Below are 20171 nucleotides of genomic sequence, written 5' to 3' on the forward strand. Positions count from 1 at the left end.
TGAACGCCGTGGGGAAAGCCCCCCTTTTTACTCTCGTCGCAGAAGCGTATGGGGAGCAACGCCAAAGGCCTTGCGAAAAGCGTGGCTGAAATGAGAGAAGTCGGAGAAACCGAAATCCAGCGCCGCCTGAGAAATACTGCGGACTTGACCGCGCTCAATAGCCTCGCGGCTGGCGAGCAAGCGTGCCTTCCAGATTTCTGCGACCGGCGATTTCTGATGACGGGCGAAAGCGCGCGTCACCGTGCGTGTGGAGACATGGTGGGCTTGCGCGATGCGTTCGAGCGACAGGTCCGCCTCGGTCAAATACTGGTGGATGTACTTCATGATCCGGCCATGCAGATCCAACTCGTCATGAGTCTGCTTTAAATCCTGGAGTTCCAGGCTGACCACCAGAAGGTCGAGCAACGTGCTGGAGTAACGACTGGAGACTCCTGTGTTATGGAAGCCGGCAGGCATACTCGCGGCTTGACGTAACATCTCGCGTAACGGAATCACCCCGGGGCGACGGTCATCCAGAACCACAGCGGTGCAGTCTGCTATGGAGGGCAAGCGCTGACTGAGCAATTGTCGCGGAATGCGGACAAGGTGGTTATCAGTACCACCGAAGCTGAATCTGAACGGCTGGGATGCGTCATAAAGAAACAGATCGTCCGCCGCCAGTTTCGTCCGTCGGTCAGCCTGCTCCAGTTCGCCATAACCGCTCCTGGTAAAGCCCAACCACAAATCGTCATTAGGATCACTGCGCAGGTGCTGGGCGGAACGCTCCCAATAGTGCAAGGGTGCGGACAACGTGCAGATGTCCAATGCGCCCATGGCATGCACCTCAAGTGCCCCGTCAAAATCGCTCTGCGCCAGTCGTTTGCTGTCTGCGTCCAGGCAGTGGTGACAAACCACCTCTTTCCAGTAATCGAACCGGTGGGGGGCCGTAACGGCAAGCGTTGAATACTGACAGGTCTGGCTCATTGCATTCACCTCGCGGCGGCGTTTCAACAAAAGAAGCGGGGTAACGTTTTTGCGAGCCAAGCAATTAGCAGGCCATCTCCATCGCATCATTCCCGCTGCCAGACACCTTGGAAGATGGCCGCCTGCACGTTACAGAGGCCGATCCTTCCAACACTCCCCATGCCACTTCTCGGGGCACCTCGCCCCCTTGTTTCACACGCCCCGCACCATTGCCGCGCGCTGACATGCCGGCCTTTTTTACCTGTCCTTTTTAACCAAACGGTTGTCCATTCGAGCCAAGCACGTTGCATCCCCCCTGGATAATTTTCACTCCACGCCGTGTCCCTACAAGCACGAATGAGGAGGTGTCTCATGCATCCACGAGAACAGCAGCGACTGTCCGATTCATCCTGGTTTTTACAGCGATGGGACATGGCACCCGAAGAGTTCGCCACTTACCTGGTGCAGCTCGGGACCTTGGTGCTGCAACGCCGATGGAGTGGTACCCACCGCAAAACAACAACATCCACTGGGATGTAGAACAGCGAACCGTCCGTTTGAGACGGAAATAAAGGAGCCCCCCATGGAATCTGCAATCGATAAACATCTCAAATGTCCGCGGACTTTGTCCCGTCGTGTCCACGACGATTACCAGCCACCCTTCCCGATGTTTGTGGGGCGGGCTGACGAAAACGTGAAGCAAGTTGTAATGGCTTACCTCGGGGTGCAATTCCGCGACGAGCAACGCGCCGCCGCCTTGCAAGCCATGCGCTACATTGACGCAAGCTTTGCCCTCGCCGATGGCCCAGGGAATCACGACCTGACCTACCACCTCGACAATCAGGGTTACGGAAACTTCATCGCCGTGGGCTACTGGCGTGATCCCGCCGCCTATCACCGATGGCTACTTTCAGCGCCTGTGGCCGATTGGTGGGGCGACGATGCGCGCCTGAACGAGGGGTTGGGGTATTTCCGCGAAGTCATCGCACCACGTGCCGAGCAGTTCGAGACGCTGTATGCATTCCAGGATGATTTGCCAGGTGTCGGTGCGATCATGGACGGCATCAGCGGCGAGATCGAGGAGCACGGCTACTGGGGCTCGGCGCGGGATCGCTTTGCTATCTCACAGACCGACTGGATGCAGCCGACCAGCGAACTGCAAGTCATTTCAGGCGACCCCGCCAAGGGCGGCAGGGTCGTGGTACGCGGCCACGACAACCTGACGCTGATCCGCTCCGGACAAGACTGGGTCGAAGCCGGCGACGAAGAGCGTGCGCTCTACTTCAACGAGATGCTGCCGCCACTGCAAGACGGCATGAACTTCCTGCGTGACGAGGGGCAGGCGCTGGGCTGCTACAGCAACCGCTTCGTACGCAATGTCGACCTGGATGGCAATCTCCTCGACATCGCCTATGACATCGGTCACTGGCGATCCCTCGACAAACTGGAGCGCTGGGCAGAATCCCACCCCACTCACTTGCGTATTTTCACCACGTTCTTCCGAGTGATCGGGGGCCTTTCGAAGCTGCGGCTGTATCACGAGGTCTCGGTAGCGGACGGTAGCCAACAACTGTTCGAGTACATCAACTGCCATCCGCAGACCGGGATGATGCGCGACGCGCAAGTGTCGCCCGCCTGACTCCATCGCTGACTCCACTTTTAGCCCTGCGCATTGCCTGACTGGCGATTGCGGGGCTCTTTTTGCCCGAAAAAAGGATCGTCGATCATGAAACAGTTCCGCTACCTGTCGCTTGCCGCCCTCCTCCCCAGCCTTTCCTCCCATGCCCTCGAGGTGGACCCTGGCGATTACGAGCCGCTCCCCGTGGGAGCGACCATCGGCGTGGTCTACTACCAGCACGCCACCACGGACAGTGCCTATGCCCAGGGGCACAAGACCAGTTCCGATTTCAACCTGACTTCCGATATCGGCATTCTGCGTTTGCTGCACGTCTATCAGTTGAGCGAGCGACTGACCATCGAGCCTCAATTCCTGTTGCCCTTCGGTCATGTCTCGGGCGGTGGTGACGCTTCTGGTCTAGGCGACGCCAGCGGCATCGGCGACCTCATTCTCACCGCGCCGCTCAAGTACCGTCTCAACGACGCCAACGACACCCTCGGTGCGACCGCCTACCTGTACGTGCCGACTGGTGACTATGACAAAGACGACGCGCTCAACATTGGCGAGAACCGTTGGAAGGTTGATCTCCAGGCCGCTTACGTCAAGCACTTCACGGAGAATTGGGCCATCGACCTCGTCGGTGACGCCATCTGGTACGGGGACAACAACGACTTCGGCGCCAGCTCCGCCCGCCGGGAGCAGGACGTTTCCTACGGCGCTCAGTTAATGGGGCGCTACATGCCCGACGAGACCACTGCGCTGGCTATCGGCTTCGGCCACAGTTGGGGCGGGGAAAACCAGATCGATGGTGTCAACCAGGACGACAGGATGGAAACCACCAACGTCCGCGTCACGGCCAGAAAGTTTTTCACCGCCAAGGACCAACTCCAAGTGCAACTCGGACGCGACCTTGCGGTGGAGAACGGCCCCAAAGAAGACTTTCGCATGAACCTGCGCTACGTCAGGGTCTTTTAGGCCCGCCCGTCTCTACCACCCGTTGTCCTTATCAACCAAGCGTGTGCCCAACGACGCGACAGTTGGCTAATGAGATGCCTCTCACCCGAAACGGAGTAACCAGACAATGACCGACCAGCAACCCACCACGGAACAACAACCCTCCCTCTATACCCGTCTTGGCGGCTATGACGTGATCTATCAGTTCGCAGGCGCAGTGTTGAGAAAGACAATGGGACACCCTGCCATCGGGCACATCTGGGCCCATATGTCGGAATCGACGTTCCAAAAGGAACACATCAATTTTGTCGATTTCCTTTCCGAGCACTGGGGTGGAAGCGCCAAATACAGGGGGAGAGACATGGTCACCGCGCATCGCGGAATGGGGCTGACCGAGGTGCACTGGCAAGCCGTGCTCGATTGTCTCGAGGCGTGCTACGACGACTACGCTCTGGCCCCGGATCTGCGCAAAGAGGTCAATGACTTCCTCATCAAGTTCAAACCGGCGGTGATCGGGAGCCCCTCCTATCGGGACGTCGTACTCGCGCACCCGGAAATGGACCCTGCCAAAGGCATGAGAAGCGTTGGGGTTGTCTGGCCAAAACCAGGGAAGTCGTCTCGGAAACAGACCACGCCTGAATCCGAAGACTGATACCCCGGCATAAGCCTGAGCCACAGCAATGGAGGGCGACCGTGGAGGAGCAAGCGAGTCCCGCTCAACCAAGCGACTGTCCTCCTCAGCCAAGCGCTGCTCAATCTGTGGAGATAGCTTGATACCAGCCCCGGCCACGGCTCGCCAATCGTGCGCACCGTGCCCGGGCATCCCCGAGATGACGTTTGAACAGACATTGCCAGCCCCTGCGGGTTGGCACAGGACACAGGACACCCCATGGCCATCATCCGCCCGACTCTCGAACAAGTGCAGGATCTCGCCAGCCGCCTGCACATACAGCTGACACCCGAGCAAGCCAGCGAATACCTGGCGCTCATGCAATCCAGTTTCGATGCCTACGACCTCGTCGATGAGTTGCCTGATTTCATCCCTTCAGTGCGCTACGAGCGCAGTTCCGGTTATCGCCCTTCAAGCACGGAAAACCCGCTGAACGCCTGGTACTACAGAACTGAGGTGATGGGCGCCAGTTCGGGCAAACTCGCTGGCAAGACGGTCGCGCTCAAAGACAATATCTCTCTGGCCGGTGTCCCGATGATGAACGGCGCCGCACCACTGGAGGGTTTCGTACCGTCGTTTGATGCCACCGTGGTGACGCGTCTGCTCGACGCGGGAGCAACCATCCTCGGCAAAGCCACCTGCGAACATTACTGCCTCTCCGGTGGTAGCCATACCTCGGACCCCGCGCCTGTGCACAACCCTTTTCGCCATGGTTTCACGACGGGCGGTTCGTCTTCGGGCAGCGCGGCGCTTGTGGCGACGGGCGCGGTCGACCTGGCTATCGGTGGCGACCAAGGCGGTTCCATCCGCATTCCTGCCGCATGGTGCGGCATTTATGGAATGAAACCTACCTGGGGTCTAGTGCCTTACACCGGGGTCATGGCGATCGAGTCCACCTTCGACCATGTCGGCCCCATGACGAACAACGTACGCGATAACGCGCTCATGCTCGAAGTGATGGCCGGCGCCGACGGGCTCGACCCTCGCCAGGCCGCCCCCAAGGTCGATGCCTATTGCGATTATCTGGAACGAGGCGTGACCGGACTCCGGATCGGGATCCTCCAGGAAGGCTTCCAACTCGCCAACCAGGATCCACGTATCGCAGAAAAGGTCCGCAGCGCTATCGCCCGGCTCGAAGCCTTGGGCGCGCGGGTCGAGGAGGTATCGGTTCCCGAACACAACCTGGCGGGATCGTTATGGAGCCCTATCGGCTGTGAAGGCCTGACCATGCAAATGATGCACGGCAATGGCGCGGGTTTTAACTGGAAGGGGCTTTACGACGTGGGCCTGCTGGACAAACAGGTCGGTTGGCGCGATCAGGCAAACGCATTGTCGCCGTCCCTCAAGCTTTGCATGTTCGTCGGCCAGTTCGGTCTGGAGCGCTACAACGGTCGCTACTACGCCAAGGCCCAGAACATAGCGCGCTTTGCCCGAGCGGCCTACGACAAGGCACTGGACACCTATGACCTGCTCGTCATGCCGACAGTGCCAATCACCGCCCAGCCGCTCCCGGAACCGGGTTCTTCAATCACCGAGACCGTCACGCGTGCGTTGGAGATGCTTGGCAATACGGCCGCTCAGGACATTACAGGGCACCCCGCCATGTCGATCCCTTGCGGCCTGGTGGACGGACTGCCCGTGGGGCTGATGTTAGTCGCAAAACATTATGCCGAAGGCACCCTCTATCAGGCTGCAGCCGCATTCGAGGCCTCTGTCGATTGGCGGACGTTGTAGACCTGCGCATCGCATTGGCGAACGAACACCGGCAAGTAGCACTGAAAGTGAGTATCAACTTCAGAGGAGCCAAGACATGAGCCATACCCACGAACATCATCACGATCACGATCATGACCACACCGAGCCCCCCGAGGCCATCGCCTTGCGTGTCAAGGCACTCGAATCCCTGTTGATCGAAAAGGGCTTGGTCGACCCAGCCGCCATGGATGCGCTGGTGGACACTTACCAGCACAAGGTCGGCCCGCGCAACGGCGCCCAGGTGGTCGCCAAGGCCTGGTTCGATCCCGATTACAAGCATCGGCTGCTGGAAGATGCCACCGCGGCCATTGCCGAGCTGGGTTTTTCCGGCGTGCAGGGCGAAGACATGGTGGTGGTGGAGAACACCGCGACCGTGCACAACGTGACGGTCTGCACGCTGTGCTCCTGCTACCCCTGGCCGACCTTGGGCCTGCCACCCGTCTGGTACAAATCCGCGCCCTATCGGTCACGGATCGTCATCGATCCGCGCAGCGTGCTGGCCGAATTCGGCTTGATCATTCCCGATGACAAGGAAGTTCGCGTCTGGGACAGCAGTGCTGAGTTGCGCTACCTGGTATTGCCGGAACGTCCGGCCGGTACTGACGGCTGGAGCGAGGAACGACTGGTCGAGCTGGTGACGCGTGACGCCATGATCGGCACTGGCCTGCCGAAGACGCCGGGCGACGAAGCCTGAACCCGAGAAGGAGAAAACCATGAACGGTGTACACGACTTAGGCGGTATGCACGGTTTCGGCCCGGTGCTCACCGAAGAAAATGAACCCATCTTCCATCACGACTGGGAGCGCAGGGTCTTTCCGCTGTTCGCCTCGCTCTTCGTCGGCGGACACTTCAATGTCGACGAATTCCGACACTCCATTGAACGCATGGAACCGGCTGAATACTTGCAGTCCAGTTACTACGAGCATTGGCTGCATGCCTTCGAGAACCTGCTGCTGGAAAAAGGCGTGATCAGCACTGGCGAACTGCAGGGTACGGCCAAACCAACCCCATCGACACAGCCCATCACTGTTTTAACACCGGACATCGTCGAGGCCGTAGTGCTCGGCGGCGCCTCTTCCCGGGCAAAGGAACCCGTCTGCGGCCGCTTCCGGGTCGGTGACCGGGTGCGGACGAAGAACCTCAACCCAACCACCCACACCCGACTGCCCCGCTACGCGCGCGGCAAGGTCGGGACCATCGAGATTGCACACGGCGCGTTTGCCACCCCGGACACGATGGCACACGGTCTCGGCGAACAACCCCAACAGGTCTATGCCGTTCGCTTCAGTGCGACAGAACTGTGGGGAGTGGCGCGACCGGACAGTGTTTGCATTGATCTGTGGGACAACTATCTGGAGGCCGTATGAGCGCCAGCATGCGTCACATCCCCCCAATAGCCGGCCTGTCTCTCGACGATGAAGGCCCGGTCTTCGACAAACCTTGGCAGGCCGAGGCTTTTTCCCTGCTGGTACACCTGCACCAGATCGGTCTGTTCCCCTGGGAGGACTGGGTGCAGGTATTCAGCGACGAAATCAAGGCTGCCCCGGCGCAACCCGGAGAAAGCGTCAACGACACTTACTACCGGCAGTGGCTCACAGCGTTGGAAAGAATGGTCACCACACTCGGTTTAACGGGTATGGAAGACATCACCCGCCGCACCGAGGAATGGCAGCAGGCTTACTTGAATACCCCCCACGGACAGCCGGTGACGCTGCTCAATGCGAGTTGCCCACCGGCCCATGGAAACGGCCACGAACACCTGCCGCGGCACGAGCCGGTGGCGATCAGCCGGGCCATAAGCTGAGGCCGGAGTCGTCCTGTTTTTTTACTTTCGAGGTCGCGTAGCGGCCAAGGGGCAATCGTCATGCATATCGAACCTAACCTGGTGGAAGCTGGAAAACTCTGGCTGAGCTACGTCACTGCCGCAGGTGCCGGCGCCTACACCCTCAAACTCGCTGCCCAAGCCATGGGCGAGCGCGGTGTCTTCTCGCTGCTGGCTCGCACTGTCACCGCCACGGCCCTGGTATTCAGCTTCTTCGAGCTACTACCGCATCATCCCGTCGGCGTCTCCGAGGTCCATCTCATCCTCGGGTCAACGCTGTTTCTGCTGCTCGGCGCCGCACCTGCGGCAGTGGGTCTGGCCCTGGGACTGCTGATCCAGGGTCTGTTCTTCGCGCCATTCGACCTGCCGCAATACGGCATGAACGTCACCACCCTTCTGGTTCCGCTGTTCGCAGTTACCGCCCTGGCGAAACGCATCATCGCGCCAAACACACCGTATGTGGAGCTGAGCTACAGACAAGCGCTGGGGCTGTCGACAGCCTTTCAGGGGGGCATTGTCGCCTGGGTTGCCTTCTGGGCCTTCTACGGGCAAGGCTTCACAGCAGAAAACGCCCTGTCAATTCTGACCTTCGGCAGCGCCTACATGACCGTCGTCATCCTCGAACCGCTGTTGGACCTGGCCGTGCTGGCCGGTGCCAAGGCCACACATCGCCTGCGTGGTAGCACGCTGCTCGAGCGCCGTCTGTACCAGGCCGCCTGAGTCGACAGACTCCTCCAGGCCAGACTGTCCCCGGGCATTCGAAGACCGTAATGCTCGGGGGCATCAAGAGCGAGAACCGTCCCGAAACCTCGTGAGCGAACCAGAGGTGTTTGATGTTTTTCAGAAATAGCACCCGCAAGGAATTGAAGCTGCTCGGCGACCGGCTGGAACAGCACGACGGCGAGGGAGTATCGATAGCGGCGAAGGATTCGTCCCTGCGACGGGTACTGGCGGGCATCGAACGCCTGCTCGCCGATCGCACGGCGCTCCGGGCCAGCGTGGTCGACCTTAATGCTGAACTGCAACGCCTCAGGCTTCAGTTGGGTGAATACGAAACGCGGTTGCATGATCAAGAACAACTTTGGCAATTGGCGGCAAGCGGGTCGGAAGATCTGCTCTGGAAATTGCAGCTCGATGGCCGCCTGCAGCCCGCACGTGATGCAGTGCTGCAATGGTTCGGCAACCTGCCCACCCAAACGGATCTCCCCGTCTATCTAGGCCCTTGGAACGATTGCCTTCACCCTGACGACCGCCAGGCCAACCTGGATGCCCTGGCCCATCACCTTGCCGATCGCAGCGGGCATGCGCCCTACCAGGTGGAGGTGCGCCTCGAGAGCCACTCGGGAGAATACCGCTGGGTCCAGATCTGCGGTGAAACGCTCCGTGACGAACGGGGGCTGCCACAGATCAGCGTCGGTATGCTGCGCGACATCCACAAACAGCGCTTGCGAGACGAAGAGTTCGCGATGCTCTCGGCCCGCTTCGATATTTCCCGCGAATGCATCCAGGACGCGCTCTGGGATATCAATATCGTCGCAGGCGATCCAGCCAATCCCCATAACGTCATCTGGTTCTCGTCACAGATGCGTCGCATGCTCGGCTACGAAACCATCGAAGAGTTTCCCAATGTGTTCGAAAGCTGGTTGTCACGCCTGCATCCCGAAGACAGCCAGCGTGCCGTGCAAGCCTTTGTCGACCATGTCGCCGACCGCTCCGGCCAAACACCCTTCGATGTGACCTACCGCCTCAAGCACCGCAACGACGAGTACCGTTGGTTCAGAGGCAGAGGTCAGACCCAGCGAAGCAACGACGGCACGCCCTTACGTACAGTGGGGGCGATCACAGACGTGCACTCCCATCGCGAGGAAAGCCAGTTGCGCCAGACTCAGGAACGTCAGCATCAAGCCATGCAGGAAAACCTCGCCAAGCTGACGCAGATAGTCGCCGCCATCCAAAGCATCGCCAAACAGACCAATCTACTGGCCCTGAATGCGGCCATAGAGGCGGCCAGAGCCGGTGAGGCCGGAAGGGGTTTCGCAGTGGTCGCCGACGAGGTCCGCAAGCTGGCCACCCGGACCAGCCAGGCCACCCAGCAGGCGGCCGACATGATCGAGAGGTACTGAGTTCAAGCGGGGCCCCATGCTATTCGCCCCGACTTCTCGTACAAGACCCAGGCAGTGACGCTCCTGGGTTTTCGCGAGTGAACTCGAACCTACAGTGGGGTGCTGTAGGATTTGCCTGTCACACTTTGTCCAATCTTCACCAGTGCAGATGATTACGATTCTCTTTTAAGTTGAATTGTAAAGGACACCCCATGCACTCCCCTCTCCGTTTTCCAACATTGTCCCCGTGGACGCGTTTCGCCCTGGCCGCCAGTGCAGCCGGCGCGCTGTGCACGTCCGCCCAGGCTGCCGAACCGCAGGCCATGACCCTTGATGATGTGGTCGTGACCGCTTCCGGCTACGAGCAACGCGTCGAGGATGCGCCGGCCTCTGTCACGGTGATTGATGGGGAGACGCTGCGCCGCAAGTCGTATCGCGATCTGGGTGACGCGGTGCGGGATGTCGAGGGGGTAACGGTCAACGGCGGGGCCAATGAGACGGACATTTCCATTCGCGGCATGCCGGCCGATTACACGCTGATTCTGGTCGATGGCAAGCGCCAGAGTGCCCGGGAATCGCGGGTCAACGGTAACAGCGGTTACGAGCAGAGTTTCGTGCCGCCGGCGGCGGCCATCGAGCGTATCGAAGTGGTGCGTGGGCCGATGTCGTCGCTGTACGGTTCGGACGCCATTGGCGGGGTGATCAACGTGATTACCCGCAAGGTTTCGCCGCAGTGGGGCGGCTCGGTGTCCTACGATTATTCCGCGCGCCAGCACAGTGACCAAGGCAACGCCCGTCAGACGCAGTTCTACCTCAATGGTCCGTTGCACGAAGATTTTCTCGGCTTGCAGGTCTGGGGCCGTTACCTGGATCGTCAGGCCGATGACGACATCGAGCAAACCAACGGTTTCAGCCAGGCCGATCACCGCGACCTGACCGCACGCCTGGCCTTCACCCCGACCGTCGACCACGACATCCTGCTGGAGGCTGGCGCCACGCGCTTGAAGAACGGCGACGGCATCAGTGCCAATTGGGCCACCCGCAAGCAGGAGAACAATCGCGATCACTGGTCGCTGTCGCACCAGGGCCGTTGGGGTTGGGCCACTTCGGATATCGCCTTGTCCCAGGAAACCTCCAGCCGCGAAGGCAAGGCCACGCCGGCGCAAACCGATATTTACGGGCGCAAACCGGAGGTCAAGAACACCGTGTTCGACGCCAAACTGGTGGTGCCCACCACGCACAATGTCAGTACCGTGGGCATGCAATGGAATGAAAGCGAATTGACCGACTGGAACCAGGGCCTGGGCGATCGCGTCGATTACGAGTTTTCGGTGCTGCAAAAAGCCGTGTTCGCCGAAAACGAATGGTCGGTGACCGACAACTTCGCGCTGACCACCGGCCTGCGCCTGGACGACCACGAACAATATGGCACCCACGCCAGTCCGCGGATCTACGGGGTGTGGCGCGCCACCGATAACTGGACGCTCAAGGGCGGCATCGCCCGCGGTTTCAAGGCACCCGAATTGCGCGCGGTGGTCAAGGATTACGCCTACCTGCGACGCAACCGTTTCGTGATGCTCGGCAACCCCGACCTGAAGCCGGAAACCAGCACCAACTACGAGTTCTCGGCGTTGTGGTCCAACCGCGATGATCTGTCGGCGGGCGCGACGGTGTTCTACAACGACTTCCAGGACAAGTTGTCGACGATCACCACCGACGAGCGCTGGAACGGTTACATCGTCATGGACCGGGTCAACATCGATAAGGCCGTGATCCAGGGTGTGGAGCTGACCGGGCAATGGGATATCAACGCCAGTGTGTTGTTCAAGGCCAATTACACCTACACCGACTCGGAACAGAAAAGCGGCGCCAATGCCGGCGCACCACTGGCGCTGACGCCCAAGCAAAAAGCCAACCTGCGCGGCGAGTGGGCGATCAATGATCGCGCGCAAGCGTGGGCGTCGGTCAGCTACTACGGAGAAGAAACCGGCAACACCATTACCGATGAAAGTGCGCCAGGCTACACCACGGCCGATCTGGGCGGCTCTTATGAGCTCACCGATTCGATCACGTTGAACAGTTCGCTGAACAACATCACCGACAAGCGCCTGGACGATGAAACCTACGGCACGGTGAACTACGGTCGCACGTTGTGGATGGGCGCTACGTTGAACTTCTGAGCAGCGCGGCCGGCAGCCTGACCACGGCGCACAATCCGGCGGACGGGCGGTTTTCCAGCAGCAGTTCGCCACCGTGTGCCTGCACGCAGGCGCGGGCGATGGCCAGGCCCAGGCCGACACCGCCCTTGTGCCCATCGGCCGTTCCACCGGCGAGCTGCACGAACGGCTCGAACACCCTGCTCAACCAGGCATCGGGAAGCCCTGCACCGTGGTCAAGGATGTCCAGGCGGACGGTGCCGGCGTCTTCGCGACACAGGCTCAGCGTGGCGTCCCCGGCATGACGCAAGGCGTTGTCGATCAGGTTGGTCAGGGCCCGTTTCAGCGCCAGGGGCCGGCACGTCAGCATGATCGGCGGCGCTCCGTGCCAGGTCACAGGCTGGTTCAGCAGTTGGTAACGTCTGGCCAGGTCATCCAGCAACCCGTTCAACGAAATGGTCAGCGTCGGCTCCTGCACAGCGTCTTCGCGGACGAAGTTGAGGGTTTCGCGCACCATCAGACTCAACTCTTCGAGACTTTCCAGCATGTCCTCGCGAGCCTCGCCCTCCTCCAGCAGTTCCACTTGCAGGCGCAGTTCGGTGATTGGCGTATTGAGGTCATGACTGATCGCGGCGAGCATGCGTGTGCGGCCCTCGACATGGCGGGCGATGCTGGCCTGCATGTGGTTGAACGCCGCCGTCAGGTCCCGTGCCTCCTGCGGCCCCGTCAGCGGCAACGGGGCAATCCACTCGCCGCGACTGACGCGCTCGGACGCCTGCACGAGGGTTTTCACAGGCTGCACCACGCGATTGATGCAGAACATGACGATCAACAGTACCGGAATGATCGTCACCGGCAGGCTATACGTCAGGACTTTGCGCCACTCGTAAGCCCCGACCGGGTGCTGCAACGCGTTGAGGTAGCGGCCGTCGGGCAGTTCGATGCTGCTGCGCAAACGCAACGGAGCCCAGCCAGCTGGGCTGAACACCTGGTCCCGGGCATGACCGCCGGTGACCCGCTCCAGTTGCATGACCACGGCAAGGTCTGGCGCCACTTGCAGACGCTCGCGCAGCACATTGGCCAGGCGTTGTTCTTCGGCGCGCATGTCGAAGGGCTCGACGTCGGCGCGCCGATCAATCCAGAAATGTGCATCCGGGGTGATCATCGACGCCAGCAGCCGGGCGCCGACCTGGTTGGGTGCCTCGAGAGCCGCATGGTGCGCGGTGACCAGACGTTCCAGGCTCATGGTCCGCGACAGCGGATGGATCAACGCCCCGGTGCGCTGCAGAACCAGCATGGCGATTGCATTGGAAGCGAGTAACGCAAGCAACAGCAGCACACTGAGTTGATGAACCATCTTGCGCGGCCACAAGGCCCGCAGGCGATTCATGGCGCCTGCAGCACGACATCGGACGCCAGCAGATAGCCGCCACCCCAGATGGTGCGCAGCAATTCCGGTTCCCCCGGTTTATGGGCCAACTTGCGCCGCAGACGACTGACCTGACGGTCGATGGCGCGGTCTGTCACGTCTCTGTCGGTTGCGGTGGTCAAATCAATCAAGCGCTCGCGGGGCAGCAGCGTGTTGGGATGGTTGAGAAACACTTGCAGCAGCTTGCTTTCGACGGTGCTGAGCAGAATCGGCGGCTCTTGATCACGTGCCAGCGTGGCGTGACGGGCATCGTAACGCCAGTCGGCAAACAGGTAGCAGGGACTCATGTTCACGGCGACAGGGTCGGACGCCGATATGGCCTGTTTCGCGCCGGTTGGGCGGCGTCGACGCAGTACGCTGTTGATCCGCGCCACCAGTTCCCGGGGCTCGAACGGTTTGGTGACGTAGTCGTCCGCGCCCAGATCAAGACCGCGAACCCGATCGGCGCAGGTGTCGCGCGCCGTCAGCAGAATCACCGGCGTATCGCTTCGCCGATACAGACGACTGCACAACTCGAAACCATCGCCATCGGGCAGCGACACGTCGAGGATGATCACCTCAAAGCTGTGCTGCTTGAGCAACTGCCACATGCCCGCCGCATCCGCCGCCGTGCGCACCTCGAACGTGTGGCGACGCAGAAACGTCGCCAGCGGATCGCGGATCTTGCGGCTGTCATCGACGATGAGCACGCTAGGGGCTTTGCTGGAAGGAATTGGGGGCATCGCGGCGCAGGACTACCAAAGGAAACAGGCAGCGATAATACTACGAACGCTTCTCAGTTGTATTGTTTGGGCCAGCGCTTATGGGGGGTAGCGAATGGCATTGCATTGAAAGTGTGGCCTGCGCGTAAATGCCCGGGCCACACTGCAATTCAAACCAATTCAGCTAAAGATGCCGGATTGAAGCCCTTCAGGCTTGCGTATTCGCCTTTTTCCACTTTGGTGGCCCAATCCGTGTCACTCAGCAGAACACGCCCTACAGCGATCAGATCAAACTCCTCGCGCTCCATGCGCTCGATGAGCCGATCCAGACCCGCAGGGGCTGATCCCTTGCCGGCGAAGGCGTTAGTGACATCATTCTCCAGCCCAACCGAACCGACGCTGATGGTTGTGGCTCCAGTGACTTTCTTCGCCCAGCCCGCGCAGTTCAACCCGTTCTCACCGTCAATTTCGGGAAACTCAGGTTCCCAGAAGCGGCGCTGCGAGCAGTGCAGGACGTCGACACCGGCCTCGACCAGTGGCAACAACCAGTCCTCCATCACCGCCGGCGTTTCAGCAACGCGCACCCCGTAGTCCTGTTGCTTCCACTGGCTGACGCGCATGATGATCGGGAATTGCGGGCCAACAGCCTGGCGAACGGCAGAGACGACCTCACTGGCAAAACGCGAGCGTTCCTTGATTGTCGGGCCGCCGTAGCGGTCAGTGCGCAGATTGCTACCAGACCAGAAAAACTGATCGATCAAATAACCATGGGCTCCATGGATCTCGACGGTATCGAAGCCCAGTCGCTTGGCATCCGCTGCGGCCTTGGCGAACGCGGCTACCGTGTCGGCAATGTCCTCTTCGCTCATCGCCACGCCACGCAGGTCACCTGGCGAAACAAGGCCCGACGGGCTTTCAACGGGTGCATCCGGCTCCCAGTCGTTGATGTAGCGCGTGGAGCCGGTGTGCCAGATCTGCGGCGCCATGCGCCCGCCAGCCGTGTGGACAGCATCGATCACATTCTTCCATCCAGCCAGCGCCGCTTCGCCGTGAAAAAAAGGAATGCCGGCATCATTGCGCGATGCCGGGCGATCAATCACGGTGCCTTCCGACAGAATCAGGCCAACACCTCCCTCGGCCCGGCGCCGGTAATAGGCAGTGCTCGCTTCACCCGGGATACCTTCGGGTGAGAACAGACGCGTCATCGGCGCCATGACAATCCGATTCTTCAGTTCAAGCGATCGGATGGAAAAAGGACGAAATAAAATGCTGGTATCAGGGTTTGCCATCGGATGGACTCCATTTGCTTTCGGAGGCTATATAAGTATATTTTGTAAACCAAATGTCAATTAGGCACCTAGAGTCGCCTAGGTATACGTGAGGAAACTTCGATGCTGGAATTAAAGCCGCAATGTTTTTCGTCGGAGTGCCCAAGCCGGGCACTGTTTGACCAAATCGCTGATAAGTGGTCGATGATGGTTCTGGCGGTGCTCGATGACGGGCCGCATCGTTTTAACGCCATCAGACGTCGCCTGGAGGGCGTCACCCAGAAGGCACTTACCCAGTGCCTGCGGCGGCTGGAACGCAATGGTCTCGTCTCGCGCCAGATCATTTCGTTCTCGCCCGTGGCAGTGCAGTATGAGATCACCCCGCTGGGTCGAACATTGCAGCAGCCATTTCGCGAGTTACATAAATGGACGCTCGACAAACTGCCCGAAGTTGAAGCGGCCCGGTCGAAGTTTGACGAGGCCGCGGAGTTCAAGCTGGCGGAGTGATTCGGTTAGCCGCGCAAACTACAGTTTATAGTTCAATGTCATCAGTGCATTACGCGGCGCTCCATAACTGACAGTATCGAAATCGCCTTTCTGGGTTGCATATTTTTTATCAAACACATTGTTGACATTGATTGATAGGTCCATGTTTCTTGACAACTCATAACGCGCCATCAGTGACGTCAGCGCATAGGGGTCTTGTTCCGCTACCCTCGTGCTCGTACTGCTGCTCAAGAAGCGGCTTTGCCATCTGACGCCTCCGCCCAAGGTCAATTTTTCCAACAGGCCGGGCAATTTGTACGTAGTGAACATCTGAGCGGTTGTGCGCGGTACCTGTGGATTCAACCTGGCGTCATTGCCATCCTTGGCCGTGAAAGTGGCGATGCCAGCGTAGATGTTCCAATTGGGAGCCACTTCACCCTGCAGGTCAAACTCGACCCCGCGGGATTGGGTGCCATCAACCCCTTTGTAAGCTTGCGCACCGCCTGGCGTAAGAAGACTGCCATCCGGTTGTGCAGCGTTGTCCAGTTCAGTGTCAAACAATGCGACAGACGCATTCAATCGCCCCTCCAGGTATTCAGCCTTGAGGCCAATCTCTTTCGTCTTGCCTTCCGTCGGCGTGAGGACATTGCCATTGCTGTCTCGGAACGATGTTTGCGGATTAAATATGCCGGTATAACTGATATAGACGGAGTACGTACTATCAATGTCGTATATCAGACCTGCATAGGGCGTGAACTCATTACTCTTTTTATAATTGAACGGCGTCCCACCTGCAGTCTCGTCGATCTCGTAGCGACTGAACCGTCCTCCGACAATCAATTTCAATGGGGCGGCCAATGAGAATCTCGCTGTACTATAGAAGCCGCGCTGTTTAACCTCGGTATCGGTCGGCATAGACGCCATTGCATCAAAGTCTGGCTTGGGGAAATGATTATTCCAATTGTAGATATTGCCGGGTGTGAACCCTACAAAAAAGGGACTGATATCGTCTTTGTTCGAGGTATACCGAGAACTCATAGCGCCCACTACCAGGTCATGTTGGCGCCCCATTAAATCGAAGGGACCGCTCGCCATCACATCAAAGGTGTTTTGCCGGCTTTTCCCTTTGCTGGCCAACGCAACCGGATAAGCACCATTAGGAAAAACGCCTAAGCCGGTATCCTGGTCGGGTGTACCAAACCCGCCCAATAACTGGGAGTCATGCTTAGTGCGGTACTGGTTCACCACACCGCGGACTTTCCAACCGTTATCGAACCGGTGTTCAAGTTCGGCAAAAGCAGTCTGTCGGGTGCTGTCCCAGCGATTCCAGTCCGCGGCCAGGGATTTGGAGCGCGACCATTCTGCCTCTGAGCCGTTGCTGAACCATAGAGGAACACCGCCCCATGTCGGTCGCTCAGGGGAACTGTTCTGATAGTCATACCCAATATCCAAAGTGGTGTCTTCGGTGAGATCTGCCTCAATGACCCCATAGAACGCTTGCTTTTGTGTTTGGTAACCATCGATGTAGGAGTGACCATCGTTATTGACCCCGACCATGCGTGCACGGATACGACCGTCGGTTGTCAACGGTACGGAAACATCTCCCATCTCTCGGAAACTGTCCCAGGAACCCGCACTGATAGAGGTGGAAGCCGAGAACTCTGGCGTTGGTCTTTTGCGCACCAGGTTGACCGCAGCCGACGGATTGCCCGTGCCGGTAAGCAGCCCGTTAGCCCCGCGCACAATTTCGACACGGTCGTAAAATGCCGTTTCCAGGTCGCTGATGCCGCTGCCGTTTATGACGTCGCCAATGACGGCGGGTATGCCGTCATACTGGATGTTGTCGATCAGAAAGCCTCGGGAATAGAAACTCGTGCGTTGGCTATCCGATTGGTAAGGCGAGATGCCAGTCGTGCTCTCCAGTACCCCCTGAACTGAATCCAGCTTTTGATCGTCCATGCGTTGACGCGTTACCACGGAAATTGATTGCGGCGTCTCCCGCAACGTCAGTGGCAAGCGAGTCGCGGCCGTGGTCTGGCCGGTGGTGTAAAGCCCCGTCCCTTCCGTCGTGGTGGTATCGGGTGTCCTCGTCCCGCTTATCGTCACAGATGGGAGAATCATCACGCCTTGAGACTGAGTGTTCTCATCGGCTTCGACAGGGTCCTGCGCCATTACACAACTCGAACTACCTAAAAACACCAACAGCGCTGCAGTCACCGGATTTGTCAGCAAACGCTCAGGCACGCAAGGGCGCCGCTCACCGCAGTAAGTCAACGAACTCCACATCAGCCATTCCTTATCAAGAAAAAAACAGACAGCGGCCGACCGTCGAGAGACGGGTTTGAGAAAGGGCCGACAACTCAACCGGCACCAGGCCGGAGAACAGAAGTGACAAATCAATCTCAAGTGAAACTGATTTGCATTCGTTGTCGCGCAATCTAGCAACAAGCCGCCGTTGCCAGATATCGAAGGATGGCCAGATTATTTTCCAGTTCAGCCAATGTCAGCGATTGGCCGTTTTCCATCCGCCACGAGGATTGGTCAGGTTCGAATAGATCGCCTACGAGCCCTTACACGTCGTCAGGAAACAGGATCGACGGCACGGGCAATGACTCACCTGCGATAAGAGCGCTGGCTGAGCGGGCGGAGAGATATTGCACAGGCGGTTTGCCTACGGTTTTGCGGAACATCGTGATGAAGCCGCTGGGCCCCTCATAACCGAGTTCCAACGCAACCGATTGGACGCTCTCGCCCTTGGTCATGCGTTGCAGTGACACAATCACATGCAATTGCCGACGCCAACGTCCAAAACTCATCCCTATTTCCTGCAGCAAAAGCCGACTCATGCTGCGCTCACTCATGCCGATGCGAGTAGACCACTCGCGCACCGAAACCTTAAGCGCGGGGTCGGCCAAGAGCATTTCAGCGAGCCTGCGCAGACGCGTGTCGCGAGGCATCGGCAAATGCAGGTCCTCCACGGGGGCTGCCGACAATTCGTCCAATAACGTTGCGATCAGGCGGTCTTCGCGCGGGACATTGATAGCGTCTCCCGAGAACCCTGCCGCCTTCAGCAGCAACTCACGCAACAGCGGTGATACGCCGATCGTGCAGCAGCTTTGCGGAAGATCCGGAGCGGCATCAGGTTCAACAAACAGGCAATAACATTCTGTCTCTCCTGAACCACGTGTCGCATGTGACAAACCACCGGGTATCCATACGGCACATTGTGGTGGAACGATCCAGACGCCCTCTTCTATTTCACAATTGAGGATGCCGCGCACGGAATAAAGCAGTTGCGCCTTACGATGTTGATGGCTGGCTTGCTCCCAATCCTTGCTCACCATCGAAGCGCTGAGGGCTACGACGGGCCGCGAAATGCTATCGACGTCCCATACGGCAATCCTGTCTTTTTTAGCAGTGTTCGCCATAACAGGTGTGCGCCCCACGCTAAGCTCTCAAAAAATGAAAATGGCTGTTTTGAACAATATTGTGGCCAGCCTGTGCAATTAAGCCGGATCGCTTGCAGAGTATCCTGAAACCGCAGGACATCACAGAGGTTTGGCAACGTGTCGAAGGACTATAGAAATGCGTATAGACGCCACACAATTTCCGTTCGTTTGGCTGCAAAAAACCACACCGGGCCATAGCCAGGATGAGTCACTTGCCGAGCTCGAAGCCTTGCTTGCTCGCAATGAGCCCTTCGTATTGATCAGCAATGAAGGTCTGGACAAGGAGCAACCGGAACACTCACCAGGGGAACTGAAACAAATAGCCCTATGGATGAAGCGCCACAAAAGCGAACTCAAGCGTTATGTCAAAGCCTCGATTCATATCGAATCAAGTCTCGCCAAACGGCTGGCAGGCAAAGCGTTCGCAATCGTGTATGAAAAATTCTGGGGTTATCCCATGCTCATCGCAACCACTGAAGATGAAGCCTTGGCGCTGGCGCGGAACTTATTGCAAGCAAAGGAAAAATAGCGGCGTCCCTGAACGCCGCTATTCATCAAGGGGGAGAACCCGTGATGTTTTATAGCAGCGAGATGGGGTAATTGATGAAAATCCGGTTTTCATCAAACTCATTAGTGCTGAAGTCCCGACGAATCGACGCATTGCGCCATTTCACGTTGAGGTTTTTCAGCGCGCCGCTCTGCACGGTGTAGGCCAGTTCGGTTTCGCGGCCCCACTCCTTGCCATCGTCGACCGTGGCGGTGTGCACGTTGTCGCCGCTGATGTAGCGGTTCATCAGGGTCAGGCCCGGCACGCCGACG

At 58.9% G+C, this 20171-nt stretch carries 18 protein-coding genes and 2 pseudogenes; 13 read left to right on the forward strand and 7 right to left on the reverse strand.

All coding sequences use genetic code 11. The features are described 5' to 3' along the window. Nucleotides 1-27: 27 nt before the first annotated feature. Nucleotides 28-963: a helix-turn-helix domain-containing protein gene (locus J4E53_RS06390; protein ID WP_103308259.1), complete on the reverse strand. Its 936-nt coding sequence runs from the start codon at nt 961-963 to the stop codon at nt 28-30. Between the two features lie 562 nt (nt 964-1525). Here J4E53_RS06390 and J4E53_RS06395 point away from each other — a divergent pair. The 11 genes and pseudogenes from J4E53_RS06395 to J4E53_RS06440 all read left to right on the forward strand — a co-directional run bounded on the left by J4E53_RS06395 (nt 1526) and on the right by J4E53_RS06440 (nt 12043). Next, nucleotides 1526-2581 (forward strand): phenylacetaldoxime dehydratase family protein, encoded by a 1056-nt coding sequence (locus tag J4E53_RS06395; RefSeq protein ID WP_103308260.1) that lies wholly within the window; start codon nt 1526-1528, stop codon nt 2579-2581. An 87-nt stretch (nt 2582-2668) separates the two neighbouring features. Beyond that, nucleotides 2669-3535, forward strand: coding sequence for a transporter (locus J4E53_RS06400; protein ID WP_103308261.1), 867 nt, complete (start codon nt 2669-2671; stop codon nt 3533-3535). Nucleotides 3536-3641: 106 nt separating this feature from the next. Beyond that, entirely contained in the window at nt 3642-4166 is a 525-nt protein-coding gene (locus J4E53_RS06405; RefSeq protein ID WP_103308262.1) for a group 1 truncated hemoglobin, read from the forward strand. Nucleotides 4167-4403: 237 nt separating this feature from the next. Beyond that, nucleotides 4404-5918: an amidase gene (locus tag J4E53_RS06410; protein ID WP_103308263.1), complete on the forward strand. Its 1515-nt coding sequence runs from the start codon at nt 4404-4406 to the stop codon at nt 5916-5918. A 76-nt stretch (nt 5919-5994) separates the two neighbouring features. Next, nucleotides 5995-6633 (forward strand): nitrile hydratase subunit alpha, encoded by a 639-nt coding sequence (gene nthA, locus J4E53_RS06415; RefSeq protein WP_103308264.1) that lies wholly within the window; start codon nt 5995-5997, stop codon nt 6631-6633. A 19-nt stretch (nt 6634-6652) separates the two neighbouring features. Continuing rightward, the gene (gene nthB / locus J4E53_RS06420) at nt 6653-7306 is read left to right on the forward strand and encodes a nitrile hydratase subunit beta (RefSeq protein WP_060742472.1); all 654 of its coding nucleotides are present in this window, start codon (nt 6653-6655) and stop codon (nt 7304-7306) included. 8 nt (nt 7307-7314) lie between these two features. Then, the gene (locus tag J4E53_RS06425) at nt 7315-7743 is read left to right on the forward strand and encodes a nitrile hydratase accessory protein (protein ID WP_259333218.1); all 429 of its coding nucleotides are present in this window, start codon (nt 7315-7317) and stop codon (nt 7741-7743) included. A gap of 60 nt (nt 7744-7803) precedes the next feature. Beyond that, complete coding sequence (locus J4E53_RS06430; RefSeq protein WP_103308266.1) at nt 7804-8481, forward strand: energy-coupling factor ABC transporter permease; 678 nt, start codon at nt 7804-7806, stop codon at nt 8479-8481. A gap of 113 nt (nt 8482-8594) precedes the next feature. Then, nucleotides 8595-9587, forward strand: a pseudogene (locus J4E53_RS06435) (PAS domain-containing protein); the annotation flags it as partial. An 81-nt stretch (nt 9588-9668) separates the two neighbouring features. Continuing rightward, a pseudogene (locus J4E53_RS31025) lies at nt 9669-9878 on the forward strand (methyl-accepting chemotaxis protein); the annotation flags it as partial. Between the two features lie 197 nt (nt 9879-10075). Then, on the forward strand, nt 10076-12043 hold the full coding sequence (locus J4E53_RS06440; RefSeq protein ID WP_103308268.1) for a TonB-dependent receptor domain-containing protein: 1968 nt from the start codon (nt 10076-10078) through the stop codon (nt 12041-12043). Here J4E53_RS06440 and J4E53_RS06445 read toward each other — a convergent pair. The 3 genes from J4E53_RS06445 to J4E53_RS06455 form a co-directional block, all read right to left on the reverse strand. After that, nucleotides 12027-13376, reverse strand: a complete 1350-nt coding sequence (locus tag J4E53_RS06445; RefSeq protein WP_177431685.1) for an ATP-binding protein — start codon at nt 13374-13376, stop codon at nt 12027-12029. The genes J4E53_RS06440 and J4E53_RS06445 overlap by 17 nt on opposite strands. 29 nt (nt 13377-13405) lie before the next feature. After that, nucleotides 13406-14170, reverse strand: coding sequence for a response regulator transcription factor (locus tag J4E53_RS06450; protein ID WP_060742477.1), 765 nt, complete (start codon nt 14168-14170; stop codon nt 13406-13408). A gap of 149 nt (nt 14171-14319) precedes the next feature. Continuing rightward, entirely contained in the window at nt 14320-15438 is a 1119-nt protein-coding gene (locus J4E53_RS06455; protein WP_060742478.1) for an NADH:flavin oxidoreductase, read from the reverse strand. Nucleotides 15439-15540: 102 nt separating this feature from the next. On the opposite strand from J4E53_RS06455, the gene J4E53_RS06460 reads away from it, so the two are divergent. Beyond that, nucleotides 15541-15924: a helix-turn-helix domain-containing protein gene (locus J4E53_RS06460; RefSeq protein WP_103308270.1), complete on the forward strand. Its 384-nt coding sequence runs from the start codon at nt 15541-15543 to the stop codon at nt 15922-15924. 18 nt (nt 15925-15942) lie between these two features. On the opposite strand, the gene J4E53_RS06465 is transcribed toward J4E53_RS06460, so the two are convergent. Both J4E53_RS06465 and J4E53_RS06470 read right to left on the reverse strand, forming a co-directional pair. Next, the gene (locus tag J4E53_RS06465) at nt 15943-18189 is read right to left on the reverse strand and encodes a TonB-dependent siderophore receptor (protein ID WP_103308271.1); all 2247 of its coding nucleotides are present in this window, start codon (nt 18187-18189) and stop codon (nt 15943-15945) included. A 284-nt stretch (nt 18190-18473) separates the two neighbouring features. Continuing rightward, on the reverse strand, nt 18474-19331 hold the full coding sequence (locus J4E53_RS06470) for a helix-turn-helix domain-containing protein (RefSeq protein WP_103308272.1): 858 nt from the start codon (nt 19329-19331) through the stop codon (nt 18474-18476). A 157-nt stretch (nt 19332-19488) separates the two neighbouring features. Here J4E53_RS06470 and J4E53_RS06475 point away from each other — a divergent pair, with 157 nt between their 5' ends. Continuing rightward, on the forward strand, nt 19489-19881 hold the full coding sequence (locus tag J4E53_RS06475) for a hypothetical protein (protein ID WP_060742481.1): 393 nt from the start codon (nt 19489-19491) through the stop codon (nt 19879-19881). Nucleotides 19882-19930: 49 nt separating this feature from the next. Here J4E53_RS06475 and J4E53_RS06480 read toward each other — a convergent pair. Continuing rightward, nucleotides 19931-20171, reverse strand: a 241-nt coding sequence (locus J4E53_RS06480; RefSeq protein ID WP_207268118.1) for an OprD family outer membrane porin, incomplete at its 5' end; no start/stop codon positions are given.

Source organism: Pseudomonas sp. FW305-28, assembly GCF_017351395.1.
GTDB lineage: Bacteria > Pseudomonadota > Gammaproteobacteria > Pseudomonadales > Pseudomonadaceae > Aquipseudomonas > Aquipseudomonas fluorescens_AA.